The following is a 14,648-nucleotide window of genomic DNA, read 5'->3' on the forward strand; positions in this document are numbered from 1 at the left end:
GCATGAAACTGGAACTTCCCGAAAACAAGAAGCTCGTCCACTCCCTGCAGATGCCCATCCGCTGGGGCGACATGGACGCCATGGGCCACGTCAACAACACGCTGTACTTCCGCTACCTGGAGGTCGCGCGCATCGACTGGTTCGTGAAGATCGGCTGCCCGGTCAACCCGCAGGGCGTGGGCCCGCTGATCGTCAACGCCTTCTGCAACTTCCACAAGCAGCTCGAATACCCGGGCGACATCGTCGTGAAGATGTACGCCAGCGACCCGGGCCGCAGCAGCTTCGAAAGCTGGGCGACCATCGAACGCGTGGACGACCCCGGCGTGGTCTACGCGTCCGGCGGCGCGACGACGGTCTGGGTGGACTTCCCGAAGCAGAAGTCGGTGCCGATGCCGGGGTGGTTCCGGGAGTTGGTCGCGTAAGGAAACCGGAAGCGGACATCCGGACGCAAAGGTCGCAAAAGTACGCAAAGGTCGCAAAAGTACGCAAAGGTCGCAAAAGAAACCTTTTTGGCTGTCCTTTTGCGACCTTTGCGTAACCTTTGCGACCTCTGCGTCCGGTAGTCCTGTCTTCTACTTTTTCTCCCGCGGCACCCGCCCCATCAGATAGAACTCCGGATTCGGCATCATGTTCGAGAAGCTCGCCATCCGGTTCGACAGGCCGAAGAAGGCGGTGATCGCGGCGATGTCCCAGGCGTCCTCGTCGTCGAAGCCGTGGGCGTGCAGCGCCTCGAAGTCGCTGTCCTCGATCTCCTGCGCGCGCAGGCAGACCTTCATGGCGAAGTCGAGCATCGCGCGCTGGCGCGGCGTGATGTCGGCCTTGCGGTAGTTCACGGCCACCTGGTCGGCCACCAGGGGCTTCTTCTCGTAGATGCGCAGGATGGCGCCATGCGCCACCACGCAGTACAGGCACTCGTTGGCCGCGCTGGTGGCGGTGACGATCATCTCGCGGTCGCCCTTGGTGAGCGAGCCGGTCTCCTTGAGCATCAGGGCGTCGTGGTAGGCGAAGAAGGCGCGCCACTCCGCCGGCCGGCGCGCGAGCGCCAGGAACACGTTCGGCACGAAGCCGCTCTTTTCCTGCACCTCGAGGATGCGCTGGCGCATGTCCTCGGGCAGGTCCTTCAGTTCGGGCATCGGGTAGCGGTCCATGGCGTCTCCTGCGCGTATGCTGTTGCCCCTCATCATAAGGAGACGCCATGCCGCTGTCGGACGACCCCGAAACGCAAGCCGGACTCGCCACCCGCCGCAAGGTGCTGGGCGACGCCTACGTCGATGCCGCGCTCACCAAGCTCACGCCGTTCACCGAGCCGCTGCAGGAGCTCGTGACCAAGCACGCCTGGGGCAACACCTGGCAGCGCCCGGGGCTGGACCTGCGCACGCGCAGCATCGTCACCGTCGCCATGCTGGTGGGCGCGGGCAAGATGCACGAGCTGAAGATCCACGTGCGCGGCGCGCTGAACAACGGCGTGACGCCCGAGGAGCTGCAGGAGATCTTCCTGCACGCGAGCGTCTACTGCGGCTTCCCGGCGGCGCTGGACGCGTTCCGCACGGGCGCCGAAGTGGTCGACGCCAAGTAGCACTTCCTGGCTCAGCGCTGGCGTCTCGGGATGTGACGCCTGCAGCGTTTTGTCACAACGTGCTGCGGGGAAGCGGGGCAGCAGCTATGGTGAACCATGACCCGCGAATGGCGCAGCACCACGATGTTCGCGGCGGGAGCGATCGCCGGCGGCGCGGTCGTCTTCGCCGCGTGGATGACCTGGTTCGCCCCGCGCGAGCAGCCCGCGCCCCCGGTGCGGACGTTCGCGACGGCCCCGCAGCCGGCCGCGCTGCCGCTGGCCGCGCCCGCGCAGCCACAGCCGACGGCGGCCGTGGCCAGCAGCTGTCCCTCGCAGCCGCTGGCCGTGGCGAAGACCGACGGCGACGGCCAGTTCCTGCCGCAGGCGCTGGCGTCCGCGCAGGCCGACCCGGATGCCTTCCTCGCCGTGGCCAAGGAAGTCGCCGAGCAGGGCCGCGTGCGTGACGCCGAGATCGCCCTGATGGCCGCCTGCCATGCCGCCGAGCAGTCCTCGGGCGTGCAGTCGGCGCCTGTCGCCGACGTGAAGTCGCAGATGGGCCAGCACTACGTGATCCTGGCGGCCGAGGAGGGCACGGACAGCGCCCGCGAGGGGCTGCTGCAGCGCGCGTCGTCGCTGTTCGCCGAAAGCGCCAAGGCCTATGCGGCGGCGCTCGGCAAGAACGCTTCCAAGACGCGCATCGCCGAGCAGCGCCTGGCCTCCGTCCGCGAGCCCGAGACGTTGCGCGCGGCCTTGCGGCAGAGGCCTTCGGCGCGGGCCACCACGGTCAGTGCCGAGCAGCCGCTGGAGGACAGCGGCGCCGAGCCGCGCAGCACGCGCACCATGGGCTCGGCGAGCGCGCTGGTGCGCAGCGACCCGGACCTCTCGCAGCTCGACCGCGACCTGCAGCGCCTGCACGCGCAGGCGAGCGCCGTGAGCCGCGACCCGGGCGGCATGCGCCAGCGCGACGCGCGCGCGATCGCGCAGCGCGATGCGTGCCGTGACGAGGGGTGCCTGCGGCGGTGGTATGCGCAGCGCAGGGCGCAGTTGCTCGAGGAGTTCTAGGAGCCTACGCCCCGGCCATCAGCTTGTGCACCAGGTCCGCCGTGGTGTTCGCCCGGTACTTCCGCATCAGCCGCGCCCGGTAGATCTCCACCGTCCGGTGGCTGATCGCCAGCGTCTTGCCGATTTCCTTGGAGGTGAGGCCATCCAGCAGCCGCGCGGCCACCTCGCGCTCGCGCGCCGTCAGCTCCGCCTTCACTGGCCGCTGCGCGCTCAGGTCCTCGAAGGCCCAGATGCCCGAGGCGTGCGGCAGCGCGCGGTTCAGCGCGCGTCCCGTCACGTGGCACCAGAAGACCTCGCCGCTGGCGCGCTTCATGATGCGGTCGTCGGCGTAGTGGCCTTTCGCGTTCAGGATCGGGACCATGCGCCGGCCCAGGCGCTCGTATTCCTCGGCGCTCGGGTACAGCACCAGGAAGGACTGGCCCACCAGCAGCTCGCGCGACCAGCCGAACATGTCGCACAGTTGCTGGTTGCAGTCCACGATCGCCCGGTTGCGCGAGACGCACAGGCCCACGGGCGCCAGCTCGAAGGCGAGCCGGTAATCGACGTCCATCGGGTCATCCTCTACGAAGTACTACGTAACATCCTAGGTAGTATCGTAGCGCCGAGTGCGGGCCCCCTTCGCGGGCCGGCGTCCCCGTTCCAGCAGGAGAGCGCAGTGAACAAGATCTATCCCGATGCGAAGGCGGCCATCGCCGGCGTCGTGCGCAGCGGCCAGCTGCTCGCCGTCGGGGGCTTCGGCCTCTGCGGCATCCCCGAAGCCCTGATCGACGCGGTGCAGGCCAGCGGCGCGAAGGACCTCACCGTCATCTCCAACAACGCCGGCGTCGACGACTTCGGCCTGGGCAAGCTGCTGCAGACGCGGCAGATCCGGAAGATGATTTCCTCCTACGTCGGCGAGAACAAGGAGTTCGAGCGCCAGTACCTCGCCAAGGAGCTGGAGCTGGAGTTCACGCCCCAGGGCACTCTGGCCGAGAAGCTGCGCGCCGGCGGCGCCGGCATCCCGGCCTTCTTCACCAAGACGGGCGTCGGCACCATCGTCGCCGAAGGCAAGGAGCTGCGCGAGTTCGACGGCCAGACCTACGTGATGGAGCGTTCGCTGGTGCCCGACGTCTCGCTGGTGAAGGCCCACGTGGCCGACAAGAGCGGCAACCTGCGCTTCCGCCTCACGGCGCGCAACTTCAACCCGGCCGCCGCCATGGCGGGCAAGGTCTGCATCGTCGAAGTGGAGAAGATCGTGGAAGTGGGCGAGCTCGCCCCCGACGACATCCACCTGCCGGGGATCTACGTGCACCGGATCGTGCACAACCCGAGTCCCGAGAAGCGCATCGAGAAGCGCACCACCCGGCCCGCGTAAGGAGAACAACATGCCCTGGACCCAAGACCAGATGGCCGCGCGCGCGGCGCAGGAACTGCAGGACGGCTTCTACGTGAACCTCGGCATCGGGATCCCGACGCTGGTGGCCAACTTCACCGGCGACAAGGAAGTCTGGCTGCAGTCGGAGAACGGCATGCTGGGCATCGGCCCCTTCCCGACCGACGACGAGGTCGACGCCGACCTGATCAACGCCGGCAAGCAGACCGTGACCACGATCAAGGGCTCGGCCATCTTCGGCAGCCACGACAGCTTCGCGATGATCCGCGGCGGCAAGATCAACCTGTCCATCCTGGGGGCCATGCAGGTCAGCGAGAAGGGCGACCTCGCCAACTGGATGATCCCCGGCAAGATGGTCAAGGGCATGGGCGGCGCCATGGACCTCGTCGCCGGCGTGCCGCGCGTGATCGTGCTGATGGAGCACGTGGCGAAGAAGAAGGACGGCACCGAGGACCTGAAGATCCTGCCCGAGTGCACGCTGCCGCTCACGGGCGTGGGCGTGGTCGACCGGATCATCACGGACCTGGCGGTGCTGGACGTCACGCCCAAGGGCCTGAAGGTGGTCGAACTCGCACCCGGCGTCACGCTGGACTTCGTGCAATCGAAGACCGGCGTGAAGCTGCTTTCATGATGGCTTCGTAGGCTGGCGGTGAGCGCAGCGATCCCCAGCGGCCCCCTGGCGGCACTCTGGCACCTCGCCGGCCTGCCGCCCGCTGCCCTCACCCACGCCCACCTCACCGGCACCGACCCGGTCTACCCCTCCTCCTTCCCGGTCGCCACCGCCGCCCAAACCACCATCGCCGCCGCGGCCCTCGCCGCCTGCGAACTCGCCCACGTGCGCGGCACGCCGCGCCAATCGGTCTCGGTCGACGCGATCCACGCCTCGGCCGAATGCCTCGGCTGGTTCAGCCTCGACGGCCGCGCCCCCGAGCTCTGGGACAAGTTCTCCGGCCTCTACCGCGCCCGCGACGGCTGGGTGCGCGTGCACGCCAACTTCGCCCACCACCGCGACGGCGCCCTGCGCCTGCTGGGCCTGGACCCCGCCACCGCCGACCGCAAGGCGGCGGAGCAGGCGATGCTGGGCTGGAACGCCGTGGATTTCGAGACGGCCGCCGCCGAAGCCGGCCTGGTCGCCTCCGCCTTGCGCAGCTTCGCCGAATGGGACGCGAGCGAGCCGGGACGCGCCATCGCGGCGCAGCCGCTGTTCACGCTCACGCGCATCGGTGAGGCGCCGCCGCGCGAACTGCCGCCGCTCGCGGCCGACCAGCGCCCGCTCACCGGCGTGCGCGTGCTCGACCTCACGCGCATCCTCGCGGGCCCGGTGGGCGGCCGTGCGCTCGCCGCCTACGGCGCCGACGTGATGCTCGTCAACGCGCCGCAGCTGCCCAACATCGAGGCGATCGCGGACACCAGCCGCGGCAAGCGCTCGGCCCTCGTGGACCTGCGCGACCCGGCCGGCCGCGCGGCCATGGACGCGCTGGTGCAGGGCGCGCACGTCTTCGTGCAGGGCTACCGCCCCGGCGCGCTCCAGCAGCTGGGCTACGGACCCGAGGCGCTCGCCGAGCGCAGCCCCGGCATCGTCTGCGTCTCCCTCTCCGCCTACGGGCCGCAGGGGCCCTGGCAAGGACGGCGCGGCTTCGACTCGCTGGTGCAGACCGCCACGGGCTTCAACCTGGCCGAAGCCGAAGCGGCCGGCGACGCGACGCGGCCCCGCGCGCTGCCCATGCAGATCCTCGACCAGGCCACCGGCTACCTCATCGCCTTCGGGGCCGCCGCCGCGCTGGCGCGGCAGCAGCAGGAAGGCGGCAGCTGGCACGTCCAGGTCTCGCTGGCGCAGACCGGCCATTGGCTGCGCGGGCTCGGGCGCGTGGCCAACGGCTTCGCCGTCACGCCGCCCGGCCCGGAGCCCTTCCTGGAAGACAGCCCCTCGGCCTGGGGCGTGCTGCGCGGCACCCGGCACAGTGCCCAGCTCGGCCGCACGCCGGCCGCGTGGATCCGGCCGTCGGAGCGGCCGGGTGATTCGCCGGCACGCTGGTAAGTTCCACTGGCGTCGCGGGAAGGACGCTGACAGCGGGTGACAGGCTTGGCCTGCGCACCGGGCACGCCGGCGTGCTCATCATGCGGCCATCAGGATTGGGCGTCCCCGGGCGCGCGGAAGGCAAGACATGAAAGCGAAGATGATGGTTCTGTGCGGGCTGCTGCTGGCGGGCGCCAACGCGATGGCCTGCTACACGGTCTACGACGCCAACAACCGGGTGGTCTACCGCGGCCACGACGCGCCGGTGGACATGAGCCTGCCGCTGCACCAGGCGCTGGCGCAGCGCTACCCGGCCGGCGCCAGCATGGTGTTCGACCAGGCCGCGACCTGCACGCCGGTGAGCGTGGCGCAGGCCGCGCGCCCCACCGCTGGGACGATCCCGCCCAACACGATCCGCATGGAGCGCACGGGCCGGCAGCTGTCGCCTTCGAGCGCCGCGCCGCTGTTCACCGACATCGAGACGGCGCAGCGGCAGAACCTGCCCTACACCGTCGCCTCGGCCGGCGTCGCCGTCGTGCCGGGCAGCGCGGCGGCGCGGGTCGACATCCCGACCTTCAGCGTGATCCCCTCGGAGACGGCGCTCGCCCGCGCACCGGCAGCCGTGGTGGACACCACGGTCCTGGGCGCCGGCCCGGCACCGGCGCGGGCGCGCCAGGAAACCGTGATCACCGAGATGCGCGACCCGCCGCTGACAATCATCCAGCGCGGCGGCAGCATCAACATCGTGCGCGAGTGATGTCTTTCTCCCTCTCCCCTTCGGGGAGAGGGCTGGGGTGAGGGGCAGGCGCGCCCCGAGCCTCACCCCAACCCTCTCCCGCGAGCGGGAGAGGGAGAGGGAGAGGGAGAGGGAGCGGCAGTCTTCGGGAACGGCCGGCTCACGAACTTCGATCCGGCCAGCCCGAAGCGCCACGGCACGTCCGCGGCCTTGCTGATCCCGATGCGCGGCCCCACCACCAGCTCGTGGTCGTGCTCCGCCGCCAGCACCTCGAAAGGCTTCTGGTCCAGCCGGTGGCCGTTGAACGCATGCACGATCGCCAGCGCCTGCCCTACGCGCCCCGGCCCCGAGCAGAGCAGGCGCACATCGTGCAGCCCGCGCCGCTCGCGCATCGTCTCGATCCCCTCCAGCGGCTCGATCGCGCGGATCAGCACCCCCGCGCCATGTCCTTCCTCGCGGCAGACGAAGTTCAGGCACCAATGGATGCCGTAGGAGCGGTACACGTACGCCCGCCCCGGCGGCCCGAACATGGCCTTGTTGCGCGGCGTCGGCCCGGAATGGCTGTGCGATGCCGGGTCCTCCCGGTCGTACGCCTCCGTCTCGACGATGCGGCCGCCGACGCCGTCCACCAGCAAGACCGCCCCGATCAGGGCCTGCGCCATTTCCGGCGCGTTGCCGGCGAAGTCCGCCGGCCGTAGCCTCCTAGGCATCCACCAGTTCCTCCTCCGTCTCGCCCAGGAAGCCGCCGCTCTGGTGCGCCCACAGCGCCGCGTACAGGCCGCCCTGCGCCAGCAGTTCGCGGTGCGTGCCCTGTTCGACGATGCGGCCCTGGTCCATCACCACCAGCCGGTCCAGCGCCGCGATGGTGGACAGGCGGTGCGCGATCGCGATCACCGTCTTGCCCTGCATCAGCGTGTGCAGGCTGGCCTGGATCGCGACCTCCACTTCCGAATCGAGCGCGCTGGTCGCCTCGTCCAGCAGCAGGATGGGCGCGTCCTTGAGCATCACGCGGGCGATCGCCACGCGCTGGCGCTGTCCGCCCGAGAGCTTCACGCCGCGCTCGCCCACGTGCGCATCGTAGCCCGTGCGGCCCTGCGGGTCCGTGAGCTTCTGGATGAACTCGTGCGCCTGCGCGCGCTTCGCCGCCTGCACCATCTCCTCGACGCTCGCCGTCGGCCGGCCGTAGAGGATGTTGTCCTGCACCGAGCGGTGCAGCAGCGAGGTGTCCTGCGTGACCATGCCGATGCTCGCGCGCAGGCTGTCCTGCGTGACGTGCGCAACATCCTGCCCGTCGATCAGGATGCGGCCGCCCTCCAGGTCGTAGAAGCGCAGCAGCAGGTTCACCAGCGTGGACTTGCCGGCGCCCGAGCGGCCGATCAGGCCGACCTTCTCGCCGGGATGCACCACCAGGTTGAAGTCGTCGATCACCGCCTGCGGCTTGCCGTAGCCGAAGCGCACGTGCTCGAAGCGCACCTCGCCGCGCGACACCTCCAGCGGCTTGGCGTCCGGCGCGTCCAGCACCTGGCGCGGCCGCGTGAGCGTGGCGATGCCGTCCTGGATCGTGCCGATGTTCTCGAACAGCGAGGCCATCTCCCACATGATCCAGTGCGACATGCCGCTCACGCGCAGCGTCATCGCGGTCACGGCCGCGACGGCGCCCGGGCCGATCTGGCCGCGCGTCCACAGCCACACGGCGTAGCCGGCGGTGGCGACGATCAGCGACACCACCAGGGTGTGGTTGACGATCTCGAAGCTGCTGACCAGCCGCATCTGCCGGTAGCCGGTGGTCATGAACTCCGTCATGGCCTGGCGCGCGAAGCCGGCCTCGCGCTGCGTGTGAGAGAACAGCTTGACGGTGGAGATGTTGGTGTAGGCGTCGGTGATGCGGCCCGTCATCATGGCGCGCGCGTCCGCCTGCGCCTTGCCGACGCGGCCCAGCCGCGGCACGAAGTAGATGCACGACAGGGCGTAGCAGGCCAGCCAGCCGAGCAGCGGGATCACCAGCCGCGTGTCGAAGCTCGCCGCCAGCCCGAGGATGGTGATGAAGTAGACGCCGATGCCGATGATCACCTCGGTGGTGGTGAACAGCATCTCGCGCACGGCCAGCGCCGTCTGCATCACCTTGGTCGTGATGCGGCCGGCGAATTCGTCGGCGTAGAAGCTCAGGCTCTGCCCCAGCATCATGCGGTGGAAGTTCCAGCGCAGCCGCAGCGGGAAGTTGATGGCCAGCGTCTGGTGCTTCACGAAGGTGTGGAAGCCGACCAGGGCGACGCTGGAGAACAGGATCAGCACGAACACCGCCATCGCGCCGCGCTCCTGCTGCCACAGCAGTTCGGGCGGCGTGCGGGCCAGCCAGTCCACCACGCGGCCGAGCACGGCGAACAGCCAGGCGTCCCAGGTGGAGATGGCGGCGCTCAGGAAGGCCAGCAGGACCAGGTAGCCGCGCATGCCGGCGGTGCAGGCCCACACGAAGGAGAAGAAGGTCTTGGGCAGCTCCGGAGGCTCGGCCTCGGGATAGGGGTGAAGCAGTTTCTCGAACAGCCGATACAACGAAAGTCTCCGGGGAAAACGCGGACAGCGGCCGCATCGGCAGTATTGCCGGAATCGCCCCTTCGATGCGCGGGCAGGGGCAGGCGGGTGGAGTCGGCGGGAAAAACACTGTATAAATAACCAGGCCAACCACCCCGCCATGAACGCCCTCCACGCCGCCGCCGAACTCGCCCTGCCGCCCCAGGTCTGGCGCGGCCGCGAGCTGGCGCAGGCGCAGGAGCGCACGCTCCCCACGGGCCACGCCGCGCTGGACGCGCAGTTGCCCGGGGGCGGCTGGCCGCTCGGCCACCTGGTCGAGATCCTGCAGAAGCAGGCGCAGCAGCACGTCTGGCAGCTCGCCGGCCCGGGGCTCGCGCAGGCCATGCGCGAGCGCGGCGATCCGGCGGTGCTGGTGCATCCGCCCTACCAGCCCTACGGGCCGGCGCTGCGCGAGCAGGGCATCGTGCCCGAGCACCTGCTGTGCGTGCAGGCGGAGAAGCCGTCCGCGCGCCTGTGGGCCGCGGAGCAGGCCTTGCGCTGCGCCGACGTCTGCGCCGTGTTGGCTTGGCTGCCGCAGGCGCGCGCCGAAGACCTGCGCCGGCTGCACCTGTGCGCGCAGGCCGGCGAGAAGCTGCTGGTCGTGTTCCGGCCGCTGGCCGTGCGCGAGCAGTCCTCGCCGGCGCGCCTGCGCCTGGCGGTGCAGGACGGCGAGGAACTCGCCGTGCAGATCCTCAAGCGGCGCGGCCCGCCGCTGCTGCAGCCGCTGGCGCTGCGCTCGCACCCGCCGCAACTGTCGGCGCTGCTGGCCGCGCGCAAGGCGCGGCGCGGCGCCGTCGCCCCCACCACTCCCGCGTCGCATGTACTGGATCGCACTGCAAGCCTCGCGGGATGAAGACGCGACGGCCTGGGGTTGGCGCTGCCTGCAGTTCACCCCCCGGGTCGCCTTCGTCGACGAAGCCGTCTTGCTGGAGGCGGGCGCGTCCGAGCGCCTGTTCGGCGGGCGGCGCAAGCTGCTGCGCGCGCTGCTGCAAGGCCAGCCCGGGCTGGAGTGCGCGGCCTGGGCGAGCGGGCCGACGGCGCTCGCCGCGCTGGCGCTGCTGCGGCTGAAGCGCCGTGGCGAGAAGCCGGGCGAGCCGCTGCCCGACGCCTTGCCGCTCGATGTGTTCACGGCCGCGCGGCCGCACCTGGCGACGCTGGAGCGCATCGGCTGCACGACGCTCGGCCAGCTGCGGGCGCTGCCGCGCGCGGGGCTGAGCCGCCGCTTCGGTGCGGAGCTGCTGCAGGCGCTGGACTGCGCGGCGGGGCAGCGGCCGGAGCGCTATCCCTGGATCACGCTGCCCGCGGGCTTCGACCAGAAGCTGGAACTGCCGGCGCTGGCGAGCGCGGCGCCCGAACTGCTGTTCACGGGCCAGCACCTGCTCACGCGGCTGCAGGCCTGGCTGCAGGGGCGCAACCTGGGCGTGCTGGCGGTGGAATTCGAATGGACGCTGGACCTGCGCCGCATCGACGGCAAGCCGCTGCCGCCGACGGAGCGGATCGAGTTGCGCACGGCGCAGCCGACGCAGGACATGCAGCACCTGCGGCGGTTGGCTTCCGAGCAGCTGGCGCGCACGGCGATCTCGGCGCCGGCGAACCAGTTGCGGCTGCGCACGCTGGAGACGGTGCCCTGGGGCGGCATCACGACCAGCTTGTTGCCGGAGGAGAACCGGCCGGGGGAGCGGTTGCACCAGCTGGTGGAGCGGTTGAGCGTGCGGTTGGGGCAAGACAATGTGACCGTCGCGAAACCCATGGAAGACCATCGCCCGGAGCGTCGGGAAGTCTTCGTAGGCTGGGGTGACGAAGGAACCCCAGCGATGCGCGAAAGCGCTGGGGTTCGCTGCGCTCACCGCCAGCCTGCGAAAGGCACGAAGTCCGGAATCCCGACCGATGCCTTCCTGCCGCCATGGCTGCTGCGCGAACCCCTGCGCCTGCAGGTCAAGGGCGACAAGCCCTGCTACCAGGGCCCGCTGCAACTGCTCACGCGCGCGCGCCGGCTCGAGGCCGCGTGGTGGGATCCGGAGGCCGCCGCGCCGGTGCTGCGCGATTACTTCATCGCCCGCAGCGCGAGCGCGGGCCTGCTGTGGATCTTCCGCGAGCGGCTCGCCGCCGACCAGGATCGCGCGCAGTGGTTCCTGCACGGCCTCTACGCCTGAAGGTTCGTCCCCATCATGTCCTGGCTGCCCGATTACGCGGAGCTGCACTGCCTCTCCAACTTCAGCTTCCAGCGCGGCGCCTCGCACCCGCAGGAACTGGTGCAGCGCGCGCATGCCCTGGGTTACACGGCCCTCGCCATCACCGACGAATGCTCCGTGGCCGGCGTCGTGCGCGCGCACGCCGAAGCGAAGAAGCTCGGGCTGAAGCTGCTGCTGGGCGCCGAGTTCGCGCTCGACGGCTTCCGTCTCGTGGCGCTGGCGCGCGACGTCACCGGCTGGGGCAATCTCTGCGAGTTCATCACGCGGGCGCGCCGCGAGGCGGAGAAAGGCGAGTACGTTTGCAGCCGGGAGCATAGCGATTTCACGCTGCTGGCCGGCTGCGAGATCCTGCTCGCGCCCGGGCCCGGCATCTCCCTCGACGACCTGTGCGAGCGCCTCGACTGGGCGCAGCAGCGCTTCGGCACGCACCTGTGGCTGGCCGTCGAACTGCTGCTGGAAGGCGACGACGAACTGCGCCTGCAAGTCCTGCAGCAGGCGGGCGACGCCACCGGCGTGCCGCTGGTGGCCGCCGGCGACGTGCACATGCACGCGCGCTCGCGCAAGCCGCTGCAGGACGTGATGACGGCCGTGCGCCTGGGCCGTCCCGTGGCCGAATGCGGCTTCGCGCTGCAGCCCAACGCCGAACGCCACCTGCGCCACCGCATGCGCCTGGCCACGGTCTATCCGCCGGAGCTGCTCGCGCGCACGCTGGACGTGGCCGACCGCTGCAGCTTCAGCCTGGAGGAGATCAAGTACCAGTACCCGCTGGAGACCGTGCCCGCGGGCCTGACGCCGCGCCAGGCGCTGCGCCGCTTCACCATCGAGGGCGCGCGCGGCCGCTATCCGCAGGGCGTGCCCTGGTCCGTGCGGCGGCAGCTGGTGCGCGAGCTGGACCTCATCTCCGACTGCGGCTACGAGATGTACTTCCTGACGGTGCACGACATCGTCGGCTACGCGCGCGGCCAGGGCATCCTGTGCCAGGGCCGCGGCTCGGCGGCGAATTCCGCCGTGTGCTACTGCCTGGGCATCACGGCGGTGGACCCCACGCGCTCGGACCTGCTGTTCGAGCGCTTCATCAGCCGCGCGCGCAAGGAGCCGCCCGACATCGACGTGGACTTCGAGCACGAGCGGCGCGAGGAGGTGATCCAGTACATCTATCGCAAGTACGGCCGCGAGCGCTCCGCCATCGCCGCCGTGGTGGCGACCTACCGCACGCGCAGCGCGATCCGCGACGTCGGCAAGGCGATGGGCATTCCCGACGCGCTGGTGGACGCCTTCGCCAAGGACCACTTCTGGTTCGACGAGCGCGGCCTGCGCGAGCAGAAGCTGGGCGAGCTGGCGGCGGGCCTCGGCGTCGCCGCGCCGGCGAAGTCGCTCGCGCTGTGGATGGAGCTCTCGGAGGAGCTGATGGGATTCCCGCGCCACCTGAGCCAGCACGTGGGCGGCTTCGTGCTCACGCAGGGCAAGCTCACGCGCCTGGTGCCGGTGGAGAACGCGGCGATGAAGGACCGCTCGGTGATCCAGTGGGACAAGGACGACCTGGACGAGATGGGCCTGCTGAAGGTGGACATCCTCGCCCTGGGCATGCTGACGGCGATCCGCCGCTGCCTGGAGTTCGTGGGCCAGCGGCGCGGCGCGCCCTTCGCGCTGACCGACATTCCCGACAAGGACCAGGCCACCTACGACATGATCTGCCGCGCCGACACCGTGGGCGTGTTCCAGATCGAGAGCCGGGCGCAGATGTCCATGCTGCCGCGCCTGAAGCCGCGCGTGTTCTACGACCTGGTGATCGAGGTCGCGATCGTGCGGCCGGGGCCGATCCAGGGCGGCATGATCCATCCGTACCTGAAGGCGCGCGAGCGCCTGCGCAACGGCCAGGCCGTGCACTACGAGAGCGAGGCGCTGCGCCCGGCGCTGGAGCGCACGCTGGGCGTGCCGATCTTCCAGGAGCAGGTGATGCAGATCTCGATGATCGCCGCCGGCTTCTCCGCCGACGAAGCGGACCAGCTGCGCCGCTCGATGGCCGCGTGGAAGCGCCACGGCGGCGTCCACAAGTTCCAGGACCGCCTGATCAGCGGCATGCTCGCCAAGGGCTACCGCCGCGAGTTCGCCGAGAGCATCTTCCAGCAGATCCTGGGCTTCGGCGAATACGGCTTCCCCGAAAGCCACGCCTTCAGCTTCGCGCTGCTCGCCTACGACTCCAGCTGGCTCAAGTGCCACGAACCCGCCTGCTTCCTCGCCGCCATGCTCAACTCGCAGCCCATGGGCTTCTACGCCCCCGCGCAACTGATCCAGGACGCGCAGCGGCATGGGGTGGTGGTGCTGCCGGCCGATGTGTCGTTCTCGGACTGGGACTGCAAATTGTGCAAATTGGGGTCAGATTCCAATTTCATCGCGACGAAATTGGAATCTGACCCCAATTCAGTGCGCCTCGGCCTGCGCATGGTCGGCGGCCTCGGCGAAGCCGGCGCGCGGCGCATCGTCGCCGCGCGCGCGCAGCGGCCGTTCGAGGATGTCGAGGACCTGGCGTTGCGCGCGCAGCTCGACGTGAAGGACCTCAACGCCCTCGCCGCGGCCGATGCGCTGCAATCCCTCGCCGGGCACCGCCGCCAGCAGGTGTGGCAGGCCGCCGCGCAGCAGAAGGCGCCGGGCATGCTGCGCGAGGCGCCGATCCGCGAGCAGCCGCTGGCGCTGCCGCCGGCGAAGGAGGGCGAGGAGATCTTCTTCGACTACGCGTCCCTCGGCTTCACGCTGCGCCGCCATCCGGTGGCGCTGCTGCGCGCGCGTCTCGCGCGCATGAAGCTGCTGAGCGCGCGCGAGCTGCACGACCTGCCGCACGACCGCCGCGTGGGCGCCTGCGGCATCGTCACCGTGCGCCAGCAGCCGCAGACGGCCAACGGCACGATCTTCGTCACCATCGAGGACGAGACCGGCCCGGTGAACGTGATCGTGTGGAAGCACGTGCGCGAGCGCCAGCGCGACGCGCTGCTGCACTCGAAGCTGATGGCCGTGCGCGGCGTCTGGCAGCGCGACGTGGACAGCGGCGGCCAGGTGCGGCACCTGATCGCCGAGCAGCTGGAGGACCTGACGCCGCTGCTGGGGCGGCTGGGGCGGCATGGCAGCAGCTCACGCGATTTCCACTGAGC

General features: G+C 70.5%; 14 protein-coding genes. 10 read left to right on the forward strand and 4 right to left on the reverse strand.

The features are described 5' to 3' along the window. Positions 1 to 2: 2 nt before the first annotated feature. Positions 3 to 422, forward strand: coding sequence for an acyl-CoA thioesterase (locus ACY0MJ_RS06835; protein WP_462637594.1), 420 nt, complete (start codon positions 3 to 5; stop codon positions 420 to 422). A 150-nt stretch (positions 423 to 572) separates the two neighbouring features. Here ACY0MJ_RS06835 and ACY0MJ_RS06840 read toward each other — a convergent pair whose 3' ends face one another. Beyond that, on the reverse strand, positions 573 to 1,148 hold the full coding sequence (locus ACY0MJ_RS06840) for a peroxidase-related enzyme (protein WP_462637596.1): 576 nt from the start codon (positions 1,146 to 1,148) through the stop codon (positions 573 to 575). A gap of 47 nt (positions 1,149 to 1,195) precedes the next feature. On the opposite strand from ACY0MJ_RS06840, the gene ACY0MJ_RS06845 reads away from it, so the two are divergent. Both ACY0MJ_RS06845 and ACY0MJ_RS06850 read left to right on the forward strand, forming a co-directional pair. Continuing rightward, the gene (locus ACY0MJ_RS06845) at positions 1,196 to 1,576 is read left to right on the forward strand and encodes a carboxymuconolactone decarboxylase family protein (RefSeq protein ID WP_462637597.1); all 381 of its coding nucleotides are present in this window, start codon (positions 1,196 to 1,198) and stop codon (positions 1,574 to 1,576) included. A 96-nt stretch (positions 1,577 to 1,672) separates the two neighbouring features. Beyond that, positions 1,673 to 2,617: a lysozyme inhibitor LprI family protein gene (locus ACY0MJ_RS06850; protein WP_462637598.1), complete on the forward strand. Its 945-nt coding sequence runs from the start codon at positions 1,673 to 1,675 to the stop codon at positions 2,615 to 2,617. 4 nt (positions 2,618 to 2,621) lie between these two features. On the opposite strand, the gene ACY0MJ_RS06855 is transcribed toward ACY0MJ_RS06850, so the two are convergent. Then, complete coding sequence (locus ACY0MJ_RS06855) at positions 2,622 to 3,167, reverse strand: LuxR C-terminal-related transcriptional regulator (RefSeq protein WP_462637599.1); 546 nt, start codon at positions 3,165 to 3,167, stop codon at positions 2,622 to 2,624. A 105-nt stretch (positions 3,168 to 3,272) separates the two neighbouring features. On the opposite strand from ACY0MJ_RS06855, the gene ACY0MJ_RS06860 reads away from it, so the two are divergent. From ACY0MJ_RS06860 to ACY0MJ_RS06875, 4 genes are all read left to right on the forward strand, one after another. Further along, on the forward strand, positions 3,273 to 3,971 hold the full coding sequence (locus ACY0MJ_RS06860; protein WP_462637600.1) for a CoA transferase subunit A: 699 nt from the start codon (positions 3,273 to 3,275) through the stop codon (positions 3,969 to 3,971). Positions 3,972 to 3,981: 10 nt separating this feature from the next. Beyond that, positions 3,982 to 4,620, forward strand: a complete 639-nt coding sequence (locus ACY0MJ_RS06865; protein ID WP_462637601.1) for a 3-oxoacid CoA-transferase subunit B — start codon at positions 3,982 to 3,984, stop codon at positions 4,618 to 4,620. Between the two features lie 18 nt (positions 4,621 to 4,638). Then, complete coding sequence (locus ACY0MJ_RS06870; protein ID WP_462637602.1) at positions 4,639 to 6,027, forward strand: CoA transferase; 1,389 nt, start codon at positions 4,639 to 4,641, stop codon at positions 6,025 to 6,027. A 127-nt stretch (positions 6,028 to 6,154) separates the two neighbouring features. Beyond that, the gene (locus ACY0MJ_RS06875; protein WP_462637603.1) at positions 6,155 to 6,763 is read left to right on the forward strand and encodes a hypothetical protein; all 609 of its coding nucleotides are present in this window, start codon (positions 6,155 to 6,157) and stop codon (positions 6,761 to 6,763) included. Positions 6,764 to 6,825: 62 nt separating this feature from the next. Here ACY0MJ_RS06875 and ACY0MJ_RS06880 read toward each other — a convergent pair whose 3' ends face one another. Together ACY0MJ_RS06880 and ACY0MJ_RS06885 are read right to left on the reverse strand one after the other, a co-directional pair. After that, on the reverse strand, positions 6,826 to 7,452 hold the full coding sequence (locus tag ACY0MJ_RS06880; protein WP_462637604.1) for a DNA-3-methyladenine glycosylase: 627 nt from the start codon (positions 7,450 to 7,452) through the stop codon (positions 6,826 to 6,828). Then, a complete protein-coding gene (locus tag ACY0MJ_RS06885) occupies positions 7,445 to 9,292 on the reverse strand; it encodes an ABC transporter ATP-binding protein (RefSeq protein ID WP_462637605.1) in 1,848 nt (615 codons plus the stop codon). Before ACY0MJ_RS06885 ends, ACY0MJ_RS06880 begins: the two co-directional genes overlap by 8 nt. A gap of 139 nt (positions 9,293 to 9,431) precedes the next feature. On the opposite strand from ACY0MJ_RS06885, the gene imuA reads away from it, so the two are divergent. Genes imuA through ACY0MJ_RS06900 form a run of 3 tightly spaced genes read left to right on the forward strand, consistent with a single transcriptional unit; the run spans position 9,432 to position 14,646 of the window. Further along, positions 9,432 to 10,163, forward strand: coding sequence for a translesion DNA synthesis-associated protein ImuA (gene imuA, locus ACY0MJ_RS06890; protein WP_462637606.1), 732 nt, complete (start codon positions 9,432 to 9,434; stop codon positions 10,161 to 10,163). Further along, a complete protein-coding gene (locus ACY0MJ_RS06895) occupies positions 10,129 to 11,463 on the forward strand; it encodes a Y-family DNA polymerase (RefSeq protein ID WP_462637607.1) in 1,335 nt (444 codons plus the stop codon). Before imuA ends, ACY0MJ_RS06895 begins: the two co-directional genes overlap by 35 nt. Positions 11,464 to 11,478: 15 nt before the next feature. After that, positions 11,479 to 14,646, forward strand: a complete 3,168-nt coding sequence (locus ACY0MJ_RS06900) for an error-prone DNA polymerase (RefSeq protein ID WP_462637608.1) — start codon at positions 11,479 to 11,481, stop codon at positions 14,644 to 14,646. The last annotated feature ends 2 nt before the right edge of the window (positions 14,647 to 14,648 follow it).

It is taken from the genome of Ramlibacter sp. bp-362, assembly GCF_054956735.1.

Excerpts from the sequence above, each read along its gene's own strand:
- ACY0MJ_RS06835 (WP_462637594.1), top strand. The coding sequence starts at position 3 with ATGAAACTGGAACTTCCCGAAAACAAGAAGCTCGTCCACTCCCTGCAG.
- ACY0MJ_RS06840 (WP_462637596.1), bottom strand. The coding sequence starts at position 1,148 with ATGGACCGCTACCCGATGCCCGAACTGAAGGACCTGCCCGAGGACATG.
- ACY0MJ_RS06845 (WP_462637597.1), top strand. The coding sequence starts at position 1,196 with ATGCCGCTGTCGGACGACCCCGAAACGCAAGCCGGACTCGCCACCCGC.
- ACY0MJ_RS06850 (WP_462637598.1), top strand. The coding sequence starts at position 1,673 with ATGACCCGCGAATGGCGCAGCACCACGATGTTCGCGGCGGGAGCGATC.
- ACY0MJ_RS06855 (WP_462637599.1), bottom strand. The coding sequence starts at position 3,167 with ATGGACGTCGATTACCGGCTCGCCTTCGAGCTGGCGCCCGTGGGCCTG.
- ACY0MJ_RS06865 (WP_462637601.1), top strand. The coding sequence starts at position 3,982 with ATGCCCTGGACCCAAGACCAGATGGCCGCGCGCGCGGCGCAGGAACTG.
- ACY0MJ_RS06875 (WP_462637603.1), top strand. The coding sequence starts at position 6,155 with ATGAAAGCGAAGATGATGGTTCTGTGCGGGCTGCTGCTGGCGGGCGCC.
- ACY0MJ_RS06880 (WP_462637604.1), bottom strand. The coding sequence starts at position 7,452 with ATGCCTAGGAGGCTACGGCCGGCGGACTTCGCCGGCAACGCGCCGGAA.
- imuA (WP_462637606.1), top strand. The coding sequence starts at position 9,432 with ATGAACGCCCTCCACGCCGCCGCCGAACTCGCCCTGCCGCCCCAGGTC.
- ACY0MJ_RS06895 (WP_462637607.1), top strand. The coding sequence starts at position 10,129 with ATGTACTGGATCGCACTGCAAGCCTCGCGGGATGAAGACGCGACGGCC.
- ACY0MJ_RS06900 (WP_462637608.1), top strand. The coding sequence starts at position 11,479 with ATGTCCTGGCTGCCCGATTACGCGGAGCTGCACTGCCTCTCCAACTTC.